Below are 16,998 nucleotides of genomic sequence, written 5' to 3'. Positions count from 1 at the left end.
CACTGCGCTTGAGACGGGTCAGTTCGTCCAGCGCCTCCATCTCGTCGCCGATGGCTTCGCGGCGCTGGCGGATTTCCTCCAGTCGCGCATCAATGGCGGCGAGTTCCGCGTCGAGCGCGGCCAATCTGCGGTCGAGCGCCTCCCGCGCCCGGTCGAGTGCGAATTCCCAATCCTCGCGTTTCTCGCGCTCTTCCTTCGCCATCTCGATGGCGCGGACTGCGGCAAGTCCGCCTGTCAGCCGGAAGTTGGGATTGGCCGTATCAGGGTTCGCGGCGGCATCGGCGAGGAATGCCAGCCCAAGATTATGTCGCTCAAGTTCACTGGCACTTACGGCAACAGCATCATATGCGGGATCGACCTCGGCCCCGAAGCGATGGGATAATAGGCCGCCCGCGTCGCTCGGTGGCCTGTGCATATCTGGAACGGCGGCTCTAAGCCGCTCTATTTCGCTGGCATCCAATGCCATGTGCGCCCTCGTCGTGGCCCGCTCCTTGTTTTGCCTTTGCGGACCACAACCATGATATGCGGCAAAATCTAATTATTGGTTAACAAATCCCTAACCGGTGCGGCCATTTTGGTGCGCCTATCCCCCCGGATAGGGTCGCCTCACCTCCTAAACTTGCGGCCATGGCGGGCCGTTCGGCCTCGCCCGGCGCATAGGGAGACAGGCAATGTTCGGACAAAATCGGGGCGGCGGCGGGATGGGCGGCGGCAATCCCACCAACTGGATCGTCAAATGGTTCTCCATCACCATGGCAATCGGCTTCACCTTGGTGTTCACGCCGCAAATTCACGGCGCGACGGCGGATTGGGCCATCGGTTATATGGAGATCAACTACGGCACATGGATGGTGGCGATTGGCTGGTTCTTCTGGTGGATCATCGTCGCCATGCTGACATTTCTATTCAGCGCACTGGTCGTCATGCTCACCCTTATGGCCGGCGAGTTCCTGATGCTCACATTGGGGAGTGGCGGCGGGCGGCGATAGTCTCCGCCCGCAATCATCACAATTTTGATGGGCCGTGCGCGATGTGCATGGCCCATTGCTTTTGCCCAACGCAGCGGCAAGCGCCTTGGAACGCTAACGCTCGATGTCAGGCCCACAGTCCTGATGCCGGATGAAATCCGGCGCATTGTCGCGCTGTGCATCTTTGGTATCCCGGTCGGCTGGACGCTGTTGCTGCTCGAACAGCCATGACAGACGATCCTCGCGGTCGGGCGCGGCCTGCCTTGTGTTGGATTGCTGGCTGGCCAGCCATTGTTCGCGCTCCTGATCCCTGATGCGCTGCTGATGGTCCAGCCATTCGCGCCGATCTTCCGCTTCGCGCCGCTGTTGTGCCTCCAGCCATGCGCGCCGGGCATGGCGCACGTCGCTGCGGTCGGAGGAAAGACACGCCGACATTGATGCTGCGCTGAAACTTGATCCTAAACATGCTGAAACGCTGTCAGCAAAAGCACAATTGCAGCAGGAGGAAAACAATCTCGGTGGAGCAATCGAGACTTATACAGATGCGTTAGCCAATTCGCCAAAGGATAGCTCATTACTTGTTAGCCGTGGCATTGCCTATGCACGATCCGGGGATACCAAACGCGCGGAAGCTGACTTTTCTGATGCTAGGAAAAATGCCTCTGATCCAGTAATTTTCAATAATATGTGCTGGTCCAAGGCAACGGCTGGCGTCTCCCTAGAATCTGGGCTGTCTGATTGTAACGAGGCATTGAAGGGACGACCGGACGAGGCGAGCTTCCTAGATAGTCGCGGACTTGTTCTGCTTCGGTTGGGCCGCAACGACGAGGCGCTTGCCGATTACGACCGCGCGCTGGCGAAAAACTCAAATATTCCTTCATCCCTCTGGGGGCGATCCATTGCCTGGGCACGAAAGGGAAATCTTGCGAAAGCAAAAGCCGATGAGGATGCAGCGCGAAAGATCGCACCTAATATCAAAGCTGATTTTGACCAGTATGGTGTTGCGCCGTGACCCAGTGATTTCACTGGGTGGACATAATCGCCATTATCGCACTCCACGGCTAATAATGGCCGAATGCCGACCGTCCGGCCGTGAGCGATTAAGTTAACTAGCCGCCTTCGCATAGGGTCGATTTGGACTGAGACTAGCCGACCTACTTTACGCCGCGAAAAGCACGGGATCGATCGGCAGGTGCTCACCTACGACGTAATGCTCCGATCCACTCGGGCCGACTGACCTTAGTGACGCCGGAAAACCGAGTTGCTGAGGCGAGATCGACCTAGCGGATATTATGAAAGCCCGAGTCCAAGCGGCTCCATCGATCACTACGCCGCTGGGTGTAACTTTACATCCGTGCGCATGCAGCGTTTCACCCGCGACCACTCTCACCCCGTCTGGCCCCTGAGCAACCCACTGTGTCGCTGAAGTATCGCGATAATAAAGGCTTTCAGGAACGCCTGCGCCGATTTTAAAGTCAATCCAGTGAATGCCTGGTCCCGACGTATCGTCGAAAGAAGCAAACAGCATCGTCAGACCGTAGTCACCTTCTCCATGAGCTGCAAAAAAAGATTTCCGTTCCTCGTAAATCGGCCGCCCAAGACTGCATGCTTCGCTGAGTACGGCATCGATTGACTGTCGATCGCTTTCAGGCATAGCGTGAAGCCCAGCCCAAATGCCTTCTGTCTGAGGGCCAGAGTAACCGAACTTAGTAGCCACAATCCGGCCTGATATCGCGCGAGTTTTCTCTACCACCCGAGTAGCGCCACCTGCGTCATGGCCGTTTGTAGGCCGTCTGCGGCTATCATCGCGCGGTCTCGAAATGCGGCGGCGAGTAAAACTGTCATCGTTAATCCTCTTGCAGCATCAGCATTGTGCAACAACCATTTATTACTATAAATCACATTAATTGCATACGTCTGCTCCTGGATGGTCGCAATTCCGGACGAATGCCCGAAAGTGGCGCATATCTGTAATACGTTCGGCCACCGCGAGAGGGTGAACATAAGGGCAATTATCGCACCTTTGCCCAATGAGCGCTGAGAGGCTCCGGATAGAATGAAAAGGCCGTCATCCCACTAGGAGAAGCGTAGGCGCGCTTGGTGCAACACTCATGCTATTTTGCTGGCGGCCCGCTGGGCTAAGCTAGGCTTTTTGCGTCCAGCCGTTCGCGCTGCTATGCCTCGCCGCTGCCGGGGGTGATGCGTGCAACTACTGAACACCAAGACAACCAAACGGCATATCGCCCGCGCCGCCATGCCTGATCCTGCGAAGCTGGAAATCTTGCGGCACTGGGGCGAGACAATCCGCGACCGATCGATTGAAACGCAAAAGGAAACCGCCCTTCACGGCAATTTCAAACAACGGATCATTTGCGACGTGCTAGGTTATCAGGATTTCAATGATAGCGGCCAGTGGACCGTTGACGTTGAAGCGCAGATTGGCGCGGGATCGGTTGACCTTGCTTTGGGGCATTTCACCAAGGGCGAACGCCGAATCATCGCCCCGTTCGAATTGAAGGGCGCAAAGACCAAGAACCTCGATGCCATTATGCCTGGCCGTGCCAAAACTCCGGTGCAGCAGGCATGGGAATACGCCAGCGATAATGTCGGCACCAAATGGGTGCTGGTGTCCAATTATCTTGAAATCCGCCTCTACAGCTATGCGGACGGACGGCAATTCCATGAAAGCTTTGATCTGGCAAAGCTCCATGATCCAGCCGAATATCAGCGCTTCATGCTCCTGTTGTCGGCGGACAATCTGCTGTCCGGCCAGACCTTGGCAATTCTGGAGGAAAGCCGGAAGGAAGACCGCGACATCACCGCGCGGCTCTATCAGGATTATCGCACCCTGCGCGGCGAACTGATCGGCGCTGTCCGCACCGCCCTGCCCGATGGCGACCCGCTGGAGGCGATCCGGTTGGGCCAGACCATTCTCGACCGGGTGCTGTTCATCGCCTTTGCCGAAGATAACGGCCTGCTGCCCGATGACAGCCTGCTGAATGCCTTCCAGCACCGCGATCCCTACAACCCCAAACCTGTCTGGCGGACGTTCCTGGGTCTGTTCAATGCGATTGACCGGGGCAACGACCAGCTCAGAATCCCGCGCTACAATGGCGGCCTGTTCCAGCCGAACGCCACCATTGATGCGCTGGCCGTGCCGGATCACATCTGTGAAGGCTTCAAGCGGCTGGCGGAGTATGATTTTGCCAGCGAAATTTCTGTCACCGTGCTGGGGCACATATTCGAGCAGTCGATAGCCGATGTAGAGCAGCTTCAGGCCGAAGCGCTGGGCGAGGCGCCGGTCGAAAGGAAGAGCTCCGGCACCAGCGGACGGCGCAAGCGTGATGGCGTGGTCTATACGCCCGACTATGTGGCGCGCTTCATTGTCGATCAAACGCTGGGCACGCACTGCAAAGAGATATTCGCCGAAGTCCTGGGCCGATATGCCGCCAAGGGGACAAAGGCCGATGACGAGGCCATTGCGTGGAAATCAGCCAAGGCGGAACGGCAGGCATGGGCCGAATATCGAGACCGCCTGACCGCCCTGCGCATTGTCGATCCCGCCTGCGGATCGGGCGTGTTCCTGATCATGGCCTTCGATTACCTGAAGGCCGAATTGCAGCAGGTGAACACCAAGCTGGCCGAACTGTCCGGCACCGGCATGGCGGGCGACCTGCTGGACCCCGACAGCGAAATCCTGACGCACAACCTGTTTGGCGTGGACGTGAACAGCGAGAGCGTGGAAATCGCCAAGCTGAGCCTGTGGATTAAGACCGCGCGGCGCGGCAAGGTGCTGGACAGTCTGGACGCCAATCTGCGCGTTGGCGACAGCCTGATCGAAGATGCCAGCTTTGCCTATCGTAGCCATGGCTTTGAATGGAAGACGGCCTTCCCGGACATTTTTGCGGCTGGCGGTTTCGACGTGGTGCTGGGCAATCCGCCTTATGTGCGCATGGAACTGATCAAGCCCATGAAGCCGTGGCTGGAAAGGAGGTACGAAGTCGTTTCCGACCGGGCGGACCTTTACGCCTATTTCTTCGAACGCGGGATCAAACTGCTGAAGCCCGGCGGGCGGCTGGGCTTCATTAGCAGTTCGACCTTCTTCAAGACTGGTTCGGGCGCACCGCTGCGCGATTTCCTGCGCGCCAAGGCCATGCTGGAAACGGTGGTGGATTTTGGCGACCACCAGATTTTCGATGGTGTGACTACCTATCCTGCTATCCTGACAATGAGGGCGGGCGCGCCGCCACCGGGCCACGAACTGCAATTCTGGAAAATTGGCGAAATGCCAGCCGACAGTTTTGCAGATGCCTTTGCCGACGCAGCCAAGCCTTTTCCGCAAGAGGTGCTGGGGCGTGGTTCATGGGAATTGGAGGGCGATGCCCTGCGCGCGTTGCGGGCGAAGATCACTGCGGGCAGGCCGACGCTGAAGGACGTCTATGGCTCCCCGCTTTACGGGATCAAGACTGGACTGAATGAAGCCTTTGTCATCGATACGCCGACCAAGGACAGGTTGTGCCGTGACGATCCGCGTTCGGCGGAACTGCTGAAGCCCTTTCTTGAGGGCAAGGATTTGAAGCGCTGGCGTGCGGAGTCGCGCGGCCGGTGGATCATCTACATTCCCAAGAACCGGGTGCAGATCGATGACTATCCCGCCATCCGGGATTGGCTCTTGCCATTCAGGGACAAGCTGGAAAAGCGCGCCACCAAGCAGGAGTGGTTCGAGTTGCAGCAGGCGCAGGAGGCTTATTCTGCGCTTATATCGCAGCCCAAGATTTCTTACCCGCACTTTTCGAGTGTTCAGCTTTTCGCGTTTGAAAAATCGGGCGCGTTCTCGAACGATAAATCCTATTTCTGCCCATCGGCAGATGCGTTCCTGTTAGCCCTTCTCAACAGCAATTGCCTTTGGTTTATCCTGTCAAACATCGCTCCAGCCGTCCGTGGCGGCTTTCACGAACTACGTGTTCAATACGTTGAAACGCTGCCAATTCCACCGGCGACCGATGCCACGAAGGCCAATATTGGCGTGCTTGCCACGGCTGCCCAGTCGGGGGCGGAAAAGCGCTATGAACTGCAACAGGCGATCACCCGCCGCATTCCCGACCTTGCTGCCGATCCGGCCAATGCCAGACTCACCACCAGGCTAAAGGAATGGTGGACCCTGCCCGACTTCGCCGCCTTCCAAAAGGAAGTTGAAAAGGCGCTGGAGGCCAGAATCCCGCTTCAGGAACGCAACGAATGGGAAAACTGGATCACCACCAGCCGCACTGAGATTCATGCCCTGACCGCTGAAATCGTCCGGCTTGAAGGTGAGATCAACGCTAAGGTATATGCGCTGTTCGATCTAACGCCAGACGAAATTATGCTATTGGAAAATCACACCTGAGAGACGACACTTGCCCGGCGTGCTGTCTTCTTCCTGTAATGCGATCGACCGTCGCGATGGCGACAGCGGAATCAAGGGCGCGGTCCTGAACCAATTCGCTTCAGGTGCCGTCAAAACGGTCGCCAAACTGGGCATCCTTGCGGATATCGGTGCAGATGCAGTCGAATTGGTAAAGCGCGCGAGCAAGTAAGACAAGCCCCGCTCATGTACCAAACGCGAGGTCAACACATGGGCGGCGATGCTATTACGGCCTTGCTGACGCCGACCAAACGGGCTGATACAGTTCCTTCATGGCTTGCTTGAGAGCCATGTTGACCCGCTCCATATCTTGGCACTCACCGGTGACGATGATGTCGGCAGTCAAGTCGTGCCGGTTTTCGTAGATCAGTGCCCCTATATGGTGATCCCGACTGCTCGGACTGGGCCGGACATAATCACTAAATTTTTTCACGAAGCCACGTTTGTTGTCCGACGCACGAACGATCGCCATCACTTTACCGCTCTGCCGAAAGCGCACGATGCCCCGCCCCTTCTGAAGTTCAGGCGTATTGGCTGTCCGCCAGCCTGGCACCGGCGTCCAAAGCTTATCCCATTCCGCAACTGTGCGACCGCCAACCTCGCGACCCAAAATTTCCACACTGCCCATGCCGATCTCCAAAAAATAAGAGAGGATACCAGTCTCCCGCCCGCGCACCAGCCCGCAAAGGCCAGCACACGGACGGTAGGATCGGCATTCAACGAAGGGCGGGACTGCCCTTCATCTTCTTCGCCCCGGCCTCAACGGCGGCCAGGAGCGTGTCGTTCGCGAGGTGGCTATACCTCATGGTGCTCTTGTGATCCGCGTGGCCCAGCACCCGCCCCACCGCGAACAGGTCGATGCCCGCGTTGATCATGAACGATGCGGCCGAATGGCGAAGGTCATGAATCCGTAGGTCTGGCAGGACCGCCGCTTTCCGGGCCGTCTGCCATGCGTGTTTGATCGTCACGAACGGCAGCTTGGTTTCAGGGTTCGGCAGGACATAGGGGGACTTCTCATACCGGGGCACCGCCTTGAGCAGGGCGATGGCCGGTTGCGACAGAGGGACGTGCCGGGCCTTACCCGTTTTCGATGTCGGGATCAGCCACTGCCGCTTCTCCAGGTCGATGTGCCGCCATTCCGCGTGCAGCAGTTCCGATACCCGCGCCCCGGTGTAGAGCAGCATAGGCACGATGTATTTTAGCTGCGGATTGAGCGACACTTCACACGCCGCCAGCAGACGCTTCGCCTCGGCCGCGCTGACATAAGTGGTGCGCTGGTTGTTGACGGGCTTGCGGGGAATGCCTTTGACCGGGTTCTTGACGACGCCCGGCATGTTCCACCGGATCGCCAGCTCGAAGGAGCGATTCAGGGTCACACGCAGCTTCTCGACGGTGGCCGGGGCCAGCCCCTCCCCCGCCTTCTCCGCCAGCCATTTCGCGACGGCGGGTTGCGTGATCTCATCCAGACGCAACTTCCCCCAGCGCGGGATCAGGTGCAAGTTCAGTATCCGAGCCGTGTTTTCCGGCCTCTTCTGGTACGATTTCGCATAGTCCAGATGCTGATCGGCCAGCGCCGCATAGGTCGGCACGGACTTCTTCTCAGCCTTTGCCGCTGATGGGTTGCCGCCCAGCACGACCTCCGATCTCAACTGCTGGGCCTTCTTCGGACACATCCTGGTCGATCGCCGCCAGCACAGACTCCTCGACCACGCTGACCATCAAGTGCGAGCCGTTCTCCTGCTCCAGCGCCTCTTCCTCTTCGCGGTCGAGCCACCAGATTGCGCCGTCGTCCAGCATGTCCGCAAGCTGGGCAAACACCTGCTGCATGTCGATCCCGTGGTTGAAGTCGATCGATTCCGCGCGGATGGTCCACCAGCGGCTATTCCCGGTGGCGTCCACGAGGAAGTTGGTCTCGTTGACGGTTGCCATGAACACCGTGCGGCGCGGCTGGTCCGTCTCACGACGGCCATAGGGTTTGCGCAGCTTGTCGAAATCGCTGGTGACGAAGCCCTTGATCCGGGCGATGTCCTTCTTGAACGTGGAATCCACCTCGCCGATTTCGCACAGCCATTGCGACGTTGCGATTATCACGGAATCCTTGTTGCTCGGGTCCAGATGATGATCGACCTTGACGACGTCGTCGCGAAGGACCGGATCATCGATCAGGGATTTGAGCCAGGATGTCTTACCAATCCCCTGTTTGCCCTGAAGGGTCAGAACACCCCTAGACTTGAAGCCGGACGGCATGAGGGCGGCGGCGGTGGCGCTCAACATCCACTTCCGCAAGAGCAGGTCACGCAGCCACAGCGGATAGAAGCGCCAGACACAGTAAGGGTATGGTTTTTAGCATGGGTGTTCCTTCGACATGGGGATTAGAACCGGACCCGGACAGGCACGGCTGAAAAGGCAGCATCGCTATTGATTCATCGCCCTCGCCCCCACGCCTGGAGAGCGACCTTCAGCTGCAGCCTCTCGTCGCCCTATGTACCTCTCGGAGCGACGGCCGAAGCCGGATGTTAGTAACCTGCCAAACAGTCAGGCGCATGCGCCTTTATCGGCGAACCGACTGGACATGCGCGCATGCCACCCGGCCCCCTAAAAGGCGACCGAGTTCTGTTTGGAGAGGTTACTAAGCCCCACCTCCCGGCTTTCACGGAAGGCAGCGCGGTTTTGGCTGGGTTAGGGCAGCTTCGCAATAGGCGTTTGCTGCGGCCTGTTCATATAAGATGGCAGATTTCTCGCGAACCAGTGCGATATATGTGCCGGGCTTAACGAGGGTGAACGAAATGTCTCAGATTAGTATCGGCGATGCTCGTTATGAGTTCAGCAGCGCCAAGGAGGTTGTAGCCTTCGCAAAGGAGCAGGCTCGCCTTTGGCAGTACCGCATCGACAAGCCGTCCTCTCCAGCCCGTCGTCTACAGGGTGATACAAAACGATACTTTGAGCAAATGGCTGCTGCGTGGAGTTCGCTTGAGAAGGCGATCACAAAAAAGTTCGGTAAAGATATCGAAGCGACAGATGTGAACGAACTCGAAGAGCTTTGCTCGATCATTCCCTTCGTCGATTTTCAATCTTTTCAGAATGGAGATCATCGCACTGCTGGGCAAGATGTGCATGTGCTTGAACGAGCTGTTACTGCGTTCCGCAATCGCTTTGTTCCCGCACCATCCAAAGTCGCAATACGCCTGAGCGACGGGACGCAGCATACGCCCGCAGAAGTCGGCGAACTCTATGACCGCGTCGTCGCATTACGCAGCGAGGTCGAGGAATTGGGCAACGCTACACAGCAGAAAGTTGATGAAGCTTTGGCTTCAGTAGATCGATGGAGATCCAATCTTGAAAAGGACTTCGCTGAAATTCAGCAGGCCTACCGCGAACAGATGGAAATAAATGAGCCGATCAAGCTCTGGAAGCAGCGCATGTCGATGCACGAGAAAAATCGATGGCGCTATCTCGGTGTCGCAATCATGCTTGGGCTGGTAACGGTCGCTGTGCCCAGTTGGCTGGGCGTGCGCCTATTCGAATGGAATATGGCGCTACCCGATAAAACCGTTGTGGCACCGACAGTACAGATCGTTTTCAAGTCCTCAGTTACCCTTTTGGTTTTGACCATCCTCCTCTGGGCTACGCGGCTTTGCGTGCGCTTCTACATGATCGAGCAACATTTGGCCCTGGATGCGGCAGCCCGATCGGCGATGGTTGAAACCTATCTTGGTCTCCGCACTGAAAACGCACTGGAGGCTACTGACAGGGCGATCGTCCTTGGTGCATTGTTCCGCCCGGTCACTGACGGCCTTGTGAATGACGATGCCATGCCACTGACATCGGCAGCGGCGCTTGCGACGGCGGCACTCACTCGTAATCCGAAATCGGGATGAGCCTGCTCCTACCCCACACCTGACCCACGCCCACCCCACTTGAGCACTCCGGTTTCAAGCCCAAAGACACATAACCAAGGCAATCCCCTCGGCCTGAGCCGGGAGGCATTTTCCCTTTGATTTCGGTAAGTTCCCTTGTGGAGGGATGGTGCCGCTTAGGTGACTCGAACACCTGACCCCATCATTACGAATGATGTGCTCTACCGGCTGAGCTAAAGCGGCATAAACCCGGACTTGTCGCAAGCCCCTAGCGGAAGTGACTTCCAAAAGGAACCCAGCTTTTCGGTAGACCCCCGCACTACGAATGCGATTCTCTACCAACTGAGCTAAAGCGGCAGCGGTCGGGCTGATAACAGCCGCTTTGCCGCAGGACAAGCGCCAATGCGGATTGTCGGCGTTTCGTTTTCGGCCGACCACTCGTCGTTGGCGCCATCCGTTTACACGATGTTTACCATCCCCATGCCACTGTTCGGGCGGAAAGCTTTCTTCAATCCAAGGGACGTGCCGGATGGACACTCTGCGGGGGCATGACGTCGCCAATGACCAGGACGATTTCGATTATTCCGCCGACGCGGGAATCGAATCGGCCCCCGCCGTCGTCAGTGACGAGCGTCGCATGCATGTGCGCGCCTATAATTACTGGGCGTCGTTGCTGGGCGAACGGAGCTTGCCTTCAATCGAGGACCTCAATCCCGACCAGTTGGAGGATTTCGGCCCGCACAGCGTGCTGCTCGATTTCAGCGCAGGCGTCGACAATCCCGCCATCGTCTATCTGGGCACCGCTCTGCGGCTGGAATGCGAGATCGACAGTTCGATCGACCGCATCAAAGACGTGCCGGCGCGCTCGCTGCTCTCGCGCCTGACCGATCATTATCTCCAGATCATCGCCAATGCCGCACCCATCGGGTTCGAGGCGGAATTCATCAACCAGCGCGGAGCGGAAATCCTGTATCGCGGCATCCTGATGCCCTTTTCATCCGACGATGACAGCATCGATTTCGTCTATGGCGTCATCAACTGGAAGGAAATGGCAAGCCGCGACCTGACCGACGATCTGGTGCGTGAAGTGGACGAGGCATTGCGCAGCGCCCCTGCCACGCGCCCGGTCGAACCCATATGGGCGGACGGGCCGACGGGCGAGGGTTTCAGGCCTGCGTCGATGGCGCCCGCCGACGAAACGCTCGACCTTGCGGGCATGGAAAGTCCAGGGCCGGACGCGGCGCTGGCCGACTGGCTTGCATTCGCGCGCGACGGCGCGGCCGATGCCTGTGACAGCGAAACCCGCAGCCATACCGCGCTCTACCGCGCCGTCGGACTTGCGTATGATTTCGCGCTCGCCACCGCCGAAGCGCCCGACGACTATGCCGAACTGCTGGCGCAATCCGGCATCAAGGTTCAGGCGCGCAGCCCCATGACGGCGATCGTCAAGCTCGTCTTCGGCGCAACCTATGACAAGACGCGGATCACCGAATATGCGACCGCGCTCGACCATGGCTGGGCCGCCGGCATGGCGCAGGGCAGCTTTGCCCACTATCTGGAAAACTATGCCGGCGGGCTGAAGGCGCTGGTTCGCGACGAGCGCGCCTTGCGCCGCGCCGAACGGCCCGCCGCGCCGGATCGCAACCCCGGCGCACGGGCAGCGCTCAAGGCCGCGACCGCCATCGATACTGCCGTCGTTCCGACCGACGCAGACGGCCTTGCGGTCGTCGTGGCCCGGCGCGAGGCGGACGGTTCTTTGGCCATCATTGCCGCCCTGCCCCAGGAATCGGCGCTCGCGCAGCGCGTGGTGCTCGCACTCGGCAAATAAGGGCGTCATGTTGCAGCGCGTCATATTGTTTCAACCCATCGAAACTATCTTACGGGAGCGGGGTTGAGCCTGCCACCGGGCTGACGCATAATGCACCGCGTCGGAACTCAGGTGCGCGGCCCTTTCCATGATGCCGCCGTCCAGGCACCTGTCGCATTATGTTGACGATCAAGAGGTGACAGGATGACGAAGCTGGCTGAATCCAAGGCATCAGCGGTGGATGCATCGGTCCGCGACGCCTTGGTCCAGGCGCTCGCGCGCGGCGCGTTGCCGGGCGAGAGCGAGGGGTTCGACGCGCAGGCGATGACCGCCGCCGCCGTTTTCCTGGCCGGTGCAGCCAGCCAGCGTCCGTCGGGGCGCAGCGCCGTTTTGATCGAGACGCTGGGCGAAGGCGCAAATGGCCGCCTTATGCGGATCGCGCTCATCAACGACGACATGCCGTTCCTGGTCGATTCGATCGGCCATGCGCTCGCCTCCTTCGACATTACCATTCATCGCCTGCTCCACCCTGTCCTGTCGGTAGAGCGGGACGCCGACGGGACGCTGCACGCGATACTCGATGACAGCGCGCCGGGCGCGCGACGCGAATCGATGATCTATATCGAGGCCGACCGCGCCGACGCGAAGGGTCGCCGCGCGCTTCAGACCTTGTTGGACGAGACGCTGGCCGATGTGCGCGCCGCTGTCACCGATTGGCCCAAATTGCGCGCGGCGATGAGCGCGGATGCCGATACGGTGACCGATGAGGAAGGCGCGGTGCTGCTGCGCTGGTTCCTGGCCCGCCACTTCACGCAGATCGGCCATGAACGGCGGATGCGCAACGGCAAGGCGAAGAATCGCCTGGGCGTCTGCGCGCGGGACGGTGAACCGCTGCTGGCCCCCGGATCGATCGACGCGGCGTTCACCTGGTTCGAGGAAGGCCGGCGCACGCCGCTGATCGTCAAGTCCAACCGGATGTCGCGGGTCCATCGCCACGTCCTGATCGACTTGCTGATCGTGCCCGTGCGCGAGGGTAAGGACATCGTCGCGCTGTCGATCCACGCCGGTATGTGGACCAGCGCCGGGCTAGCCGCGCATCCCGACAAGGTGCCGGTGCTGCGCCTGGCGCTCGCCACGATGATGGACAAGTTCGACTTCGATGCGAACGGTCATGCCGGCAAGGCGCTGGTTCATTCGCTGACCGCGATGCCGCACGACATCCTGATCGGCTTCGACCGCGAAACGCTGGAACATCTGGCGCTGACCTTCATGTCGCTCAGTGACCGGCCACGCCCTAAGCTGGCGCTTGCCACCAGTTCGCTGACCCGCCACCTGTATGCGTTCGTATGGCTACCGCGCGACGAGGTGTCGACCGCTCGCCGGGTATCGATCCAGGATATGCTCTCGCGTGCCGCAAATGCCCAGGTGCTCAGCTGGTCGATCGCGCTGGAGGAAGGCGGCCTCGCGCTGCTGCGGATCACGCTCGACCTGCGCGACGGCGGCATCGTGCCCGATGACGCCATGCTGGACGAGCAATTGCGCCAGATGGTGCGCGGCTGGCTGCCCGCGGTCGAGGAAGCGCTGGCCCAGGGCGAGGACCCCGGCCGTGCCGCGGCGCTGGCCGAACGCTTCGCGCCCGGCTTCCCCATGGGCTATCGCAACGGCGCTGGCCCGGCCGAAGCCGCAATCGACATCCGCCTGCTGCACGGCCTGTCCGGACCGGGCGACAAGGCGATCCGCATCTATCGCAACGACGACGAACTGCCGCGGCAGTTGCGCCTCAAGCTTTACAGCGACGTTCAGGTTGCGCTGTCGGAGGTTGTGCCGGCGTTCGAGAATTTCGGCTTTCGGGTCATCGGCGAAATGACCACGCCGATAGATGGCGGCGCGCTTGGCCATATCCAGCGCTTCGTACTGGAGCTGCCCCAGGGCGGCGACGCGGGCGCCGTCATCGATCGCGCCGATATCGTTACCCAGGCGATCGCCCAGGTGCTGGAGGGCCAGGCCGAGAACGACCGTTTCAACGAATTGATCGTCACGGCAGGGCTGGACCCGCAGGCGGTGGTGCTGTTCCGCGCGCTGTTCCGCTACCTGCGCCAGACGGGCATGGCCTATGGCATGGGCACGGTAGTCGACACGCTGCGCCGCGAACAGGGCGTCACCCGCAGCCTGGTCGCCCTGTTCGCCGCGCTGCACGATCCAAAGGCCAGGCAAGAAGGCAGCATTGCCAAAGCGCAGGGGGCGATCGACGAGGGATTGGAGCGCGTGAGCGCCATCGACGAGGACCGCGTGCTGCGCCTGTTGCGCGCCGTGATCACCGCGACCCTGCGCACCAACTTCTATGCGCCCGCAGCCGCGCAGGCGCTCGCCTTCAAGCTCGACAGCGCGCAGATACCCGGCCTGCCCGCCCCGCTCCCATGGCGCGAAATCTGGGTCTATTCGCCCAGGGTCGAAGGCATTCACTTGCGCGCGGGACCGGTCGCGCGCGGCGGCCTGCGCTGGTCCGACCGACGCGACGATTTCCGCACCGAAGTGCTGGGCCTGATGAAGGCGCAGCGGGTCAAGAACGCCGTCATCGTTCCCACCGGCGCCAAGGGCGGCTTCTATCCCAAACAACTGCCCGACCAGCAGATGAATCGCGACGGCTGGCTGGCCGAGGGGACGGAAAGCTATCGCATCTTCATCCGTGCACTGCTGTCGGTGACCGACAATCTGGTCAGGGGCAAGGTGAAGCATCCCGCCGGCATCGTCATCCGCGACGGTGACGATCCCTATTTCGTCGTGGCCGCCGACAAGGGTACGGCAACCTTCAGCGACATCGCCAACGCCATCGCGCTCGAAAAGTCGTTCTGGCTGGGCGACGCCTTCGCCAGCGGCGGGTCCAACGGATATGATCACAAGGCGATGGGCATCACCGCGCGGGGCGCGTGGCTCAGCGTGCAGCGCCACTTCGCCGAAATGGGCGTCGATGTGCAAAGCGACCCCGTCACCGTCGTCGGTTGTGGCGACATGTCGGGCGACGTGTTCGGCAACGGCATGCTGCTGTCCAAGGCCATCCGCCTGGTCGCCGCGTTCGACCATCGCCATATCTTCTTCGATCCCGCGCCCGATCCGCAGGCGGCGTGGGCCGAACGCGCACGCCTTTTCGCGCTGCCGCGATCGTCCTGGGACGATTATGACAAGGCGCTGATTTCGAAGGGCGGCGGTGTTTTCCCCCGCACGCTCAAGACCATTCCCCTTACCCCCGAAATGCAATCCGTGCTGGGCGTGACCGACACGGCGATGGACCCGACGGCGCTGATTTCCGCCATCCTCACCGCCCCGGCGGACCTGTTGTGGTTCGGCGGTATCGGCACCTATGTGAAATCAGCCGCGCAAAGCCATGGCGATGTCGGCGATCCGGCGAACGACCGGCTGCGCGTCAATGCCGAACAGCTGCGCGCCAAGGTGGTGGGCGAAGGCGCCAACCTGGGCGTAACGCAGGCGGCGCGCATCGCCTACGCGCTGGCCGGAGGCCGGATCAACACCGACTTCATCGACAATAGCGCGGGCGTCGATTGTTCCGACAATGAGGTCAATATCAAGATCGCGCTGAACAAGGAAATGGTCGAGGAGCGGCTGACGCTCAAGGACCGCAATGCCCTGCTCGTCAGCATGACCGACGCGGTTGCCGAACTCGTACTGGAGGATAACCGGCTCCAGGCGCTTGGCCTCTCGATCGCGCAGGCCGGCGGTGCGGCCGACCTTGCCAGCTATGTTCGCCTGATCGAGACATTCGAAGAAGCAGGGCACCTCGATCGCGCGGTCGAAGGGCTTGCCTCGAACGACCAGTTGCTGCGGCGAGCGCAGGACGGCCAGGGTCTGACCCGGCCCGAACTCGCCGTGCTGCTCTCGACCGCCAAGCTGACGCTGCAGGATGCAATCGAACATGGCCCGCTGGCCGGCGATCCTGCCATGGATGCCGAACTGGCGGCCGCCTTCCCCCCCGCCATGCGCGAACAGGAAGGCGACGCCATCGCGCGGCATCAATTGCGCGCCGAAATCATCGCGACCAAGGTCGCCAACCGTATCGTCAACCGGCTGGGCCTGATCCACCCGTTCGAACTGGCCGAGGAGGAAGGCTGCTCGCTTGCCGACCTTGCCAGCGCCTTCCTGATCGCCGAGAGCCTCTATGACGTGCGGACATTGTGGGACGATATCGACGCTGCGCAAATGTCCGAAGACGCGCGGCTCGCGTTGTTCGCGGACATCGCTACCGGCATGCGCGCCCATATCGCGGACCTGTTGCGCAGCCTGCCCGCCGGTACGCTGCCAGGCGAAGGCTATGCGCGCCTGGCCGACGGCGTGGGCAAGCTGGCGGCGGAAGTCGACGATCTGCTGACCTGCGAAGCGTGCGAGCGAACCGCCGCCATCAGCGCACGGCTGCTGTCGCTTGGCGCGCCCGATCAGTTGGTCAAGCGCGCAGCGGCCCTCTTCAAACTGGACGGCGCGGTGGGGCTGGCTAGCCTCGCGGGCACATTGGGGATCAAGGAAACCGATCTGACCCGCGCTTTCACGCATCTTGGCGAAGCGATAGGCATCGATTGGGTGCAATCAATGGCCGCGCGCATGGACCCCAGCGACCCGTGGGAACGGCTGTTGATGTCGGGCGTCGCTCGCGACATGCAGCAGGTACGGATGGATTTCCTCGCCCAGGGCAAGGGCAAGGATATAGCGGCGCATGTCGATGCCTGGCTGACAGCGCGAAAGGCGCGGATCGGCCAGTTCCGATCCCTGGTCAACCGCGCCAGGGCCGCACCCGCCCCCAATGTCGCCATGCTCGCCGAAATCGCCGGCCAGGCGCGAGGATTGCTGGCCCGCTAAACCCCGTCCTCCATATGCTTACACATTGATACAATTTTACCGACGCTCCAGTTTGCAATTGCGAGTCGTTCGCGTTATTGGACCGGCCTCGCAATCAGC

At 60.6% G+C, this 16,998-nt stretch carries 13 protein-coding genes and 1 tRNA gene; 7 read left to right on the top strand and 7 right to left on the bottom strand.

What is annotated here, in order from left to right; all coding sequences use genetic code 11:
* Positions 1 to 466 (bottom strand): hypothetical protein (locus WG908_RS11760; protein WP_340186762.1); only part of this gene is annotated, 466 nt, incomplete at its 3' end.
* A 205-nt stretch (positions 467 to 671) separates the two neighbouring features.
* On the opposite strand from WG908_RS11760, the gene WG908_RS11755 reads away from it, so the two are divergent.
* Positions 672 to 989: a hypothetical protein gene (locus tag WG908_RS11755; RefSeq protein ID WP_340186761.1), complete on the top strand. Its 318-nt coding sequence runs from the start codon at positions 672 to 674 to the stop codon at positions 987 to 989.
* A 93-nt stretch (positions 990 to 1,082) separates the two neighbouring features.
* On the opposite strand, the gene WG908_RS11750 is transcribed toward WG908_RS11755, so the two are convergent.
* Positions 1,083 to 1,403 (bottom strand): hypothetical protein, encoded by a 321-nt coding sequence (locus WG908_RS11750; RefSeq protein WP_340186760.1) that lies wholly within the window; start codon positions 1,401 to 1,403, stop codon positions 1,083 to 1,085.
* Positions 1,404 to 1,461: 58 nt separating this feature from the next.
* On the opposite strand from WG908_RS11750, the gene WG908_RS11745 reads away from it, so the two are divergent.
* Positions 1,462 to 1,980: a tetratricopeptide repeat protein gene (locus WG908_RS11745; RefSeq protein ID WP_340186759.1), complete on the top strand. Its 519-nt coding sequence runs from the start codon at positions 1,462 to 1,464 to the stop codon at positions 1,978 to 1,980.
* A 1,368-nt stretch (positions 1,981 to 3,348) separates the two neighbouring features.
* Here WG908_RS11745 and WG908_RS11740 read toward each other — a convergent pair.
* The gene (locus tag WG908_RS11740; protein ID WP_340186758.1) at positions 3,349 to 3,981 is read right to left on the bottom strand and encodes a hypothetical protein; all 633 of its coding nucleotides are present in this window, start codon (positions 3,979 to 3,981) and stop codon (positions 3,349 to 3,351) included.
* On the opposite strand from WG908_RS11740, the gene WG908_RS11735 reads away from it, so the two are divergent.
* Together WG908_RS11735 and WG908_RS11730 are read left to right on the top strand one after the other, a co-directional pair.
* Positions 3,910 to 6,354 (top strand): Eco57I restriction-modification methylase domain-containing protein, encoded by a 2,445-nt coding sequence (locus WG908_RS11735; RefSeq protein WP_340186757.1) that lies wholly within the window; start codon positions 3,910 to 3,912, stop codon positions 6,352 to 6,354. The two genes, WG908_RS11740 and WG908_RS11735, sit on opposite strands and share 72 nt — an antisense overlap.
* A 10-nt stretch (positions 6,355 to 6,364) precedes the next feature.
* Positions 6,365 to 6,544 (top strand): hypothetical protein, encoded by a 180-nt coding sequence (locus tag WG908_RS11730; protein WP_340186785.1) that lies wholly within the window; start codon positions 6,365 to 6,367, stop codon positions 6,542 to 6,544.
* Positions 6,545 to 6,598: 54 nt separating this feature from the next.
* Here the strand turns inward: WG908_RS11730 and WG908_RS11725 are convergent, their stop codons facing one another.
* From WG908_RS11725 to WG908_RS11715, 3 genes are all read right to left on the bottom strand, one after another.
* Positions 6,599 to 7,000, bottom strand: coding sequence for a hypothetical protein (locus WG908_RS11725; RefSeq protein WP_340186756.1), 402 nt, complete (start codon positions 6,998 to 7,000; stop codon positions 6,599 to 6,601).
* An 88-nt stretch (positions 7,001 to 7,088) separates the two neighbouring features.
* On the bottom strand, positions 7,089 to 8,006 hold the full coding sequence (locus tag WG908_RS11720) for a tyrosine-type recombinase/integrase (protein ID WP_340186755.1): 918 nt from the start codon (positions 8,004 to 8,006) through the stop codon (positions 7,089 to 7,091).
* Positions 7,972 to 8,658 (bottom strand): VapE domain-containing protein, encoded by a 687-nt coding sequence (locus tag WG908_RS11715; RefSeq protein ID WP_340186754.1) that lies wholly within the window; start codon positions 8,656 to 8,658, stop codon positions 7,972 to 7,974. The genes WG908_RS11720 and WG908_RS11715 overlap by 35 nt, the downstream gene beginning before the upstream one ends.
* 500 nt (positions 8,659 to 9,158) lie before the next feature.
* On the opposite strand from WG908_RS11715, the gene WG908_RS11710 reads away from it, so the two are divergent.
* Complete coding sequence (locus tag WG908_RS11710; RefSeq protein WP_340186783.1) at positions 9,159 to 10,250, top strand: DUF6161 domain-containing protein; 1,092 nt, start codon at positions 9,159 to 9,161, stop codon at positions 10,248 to 10,250.
* A gap of 146 nt (positions 10,251 to 10,396) precedes the next feature.
* Here the strand turns inward: WG908_RS11710 and WG908_RS11705 are convergent.
* Positions 10,397 to 10,472: transfer RNA gene (locus WG908_RS11705), tRNA-Thr, on the bottom strand.
* A gap of 286 nt (positions 10,473 to 10,758) precedes the next feature.
* On the opposite strand from WG908_RS11705, the gene WG908_RS11700 reads away from it, so the two are divergent.
* Together WG908_RS11700 and WG908_RS11695 are read left to right on the top strand one after the other, a co-directional pair.
* Positions 10,759 to 12,057: a PAS domain-containing protein gene (locus WG908_RS11700; protein WP_340186753.1), complete on the top strand. Its 1,299-nt coding sequence runs from the start codon at positions 10,759 to 10,761 to the stop codon at positions 12,055 to 12,057.
* Positions 12,058 to 12,240: 183 nt separating this feature from the next.
* The gene (locus WG908_RS11695; RefSeq protein ID WP_340186752.1) at positions 12,241 to 16,899 is read left to right on the top strand and encodes an NAD-glutamate dehydrogenase; all 4,659 of its coding nucleotides are present in this window, start codon (positions 12,241 to 12,243) and stop codon (positions 16,897 to 16,899) included.
* Positions 16,900 to 16,998: the final 99 nt, after the last annotated feature.

It is taken from the genome of Sphingobium anseongense (assembly GCF_037725245.1).
Taxonomy (GTDB): domain Bacteria; phylum Pseudomonadota; class Alphaproteobacteria; order Sphingomonadales; family Sphingomonadaceae; genus Sphingobium.
The sequence above is the reverse complement of the archived record's forward strand: the minus strand, read 5'-3'. Positions and strand labels throughout refer to the sequence as shown.

Coding starts and splice junctions, on each gene's coding strand:
- WG908_RS11755 (WP_340186761.1), top strand. CDS start 672: ATGTTCGGACAAAATCGGGGCGGCGGCGGGATGGGCGGCGGCAATCCC.
- WG908_RS11710 (WP_340186783.1), top strand. CDS start 9,159: ATGTCTCAGATTAGTATCGGCGATGCTCGTTATGAGTTCAGCAGCGCC.
- WG908_RS11725 (WP_340186756.1), bottom strand. CDS start 7,000: ATGGGCAGTGTGGAAATTTTGGGTCGCGAGGTTGGCGGTCGCACAGTT.
- WG908_RS11750 (WP_340186760.1), bottom strand. CDS start 1,403: ATGTCGGCGTGTCTTTCCTCCGACCGCAGCGACGTGCGCCATGCCCGG.
- WG908_RS11700 (WP_340186753.1), top strand. CDS start 10,759: ATGGACACTCTGCGGGGGCATGACGTCGCCAATGACCAGGACGATTTC.
- WG908_RS11695 (WP_340186752.1), top strand. CDS start 12,241: ATGACGAAGCTGGCTGAATCCAAGGCATCAGCGGTGGATGCATCGGTC.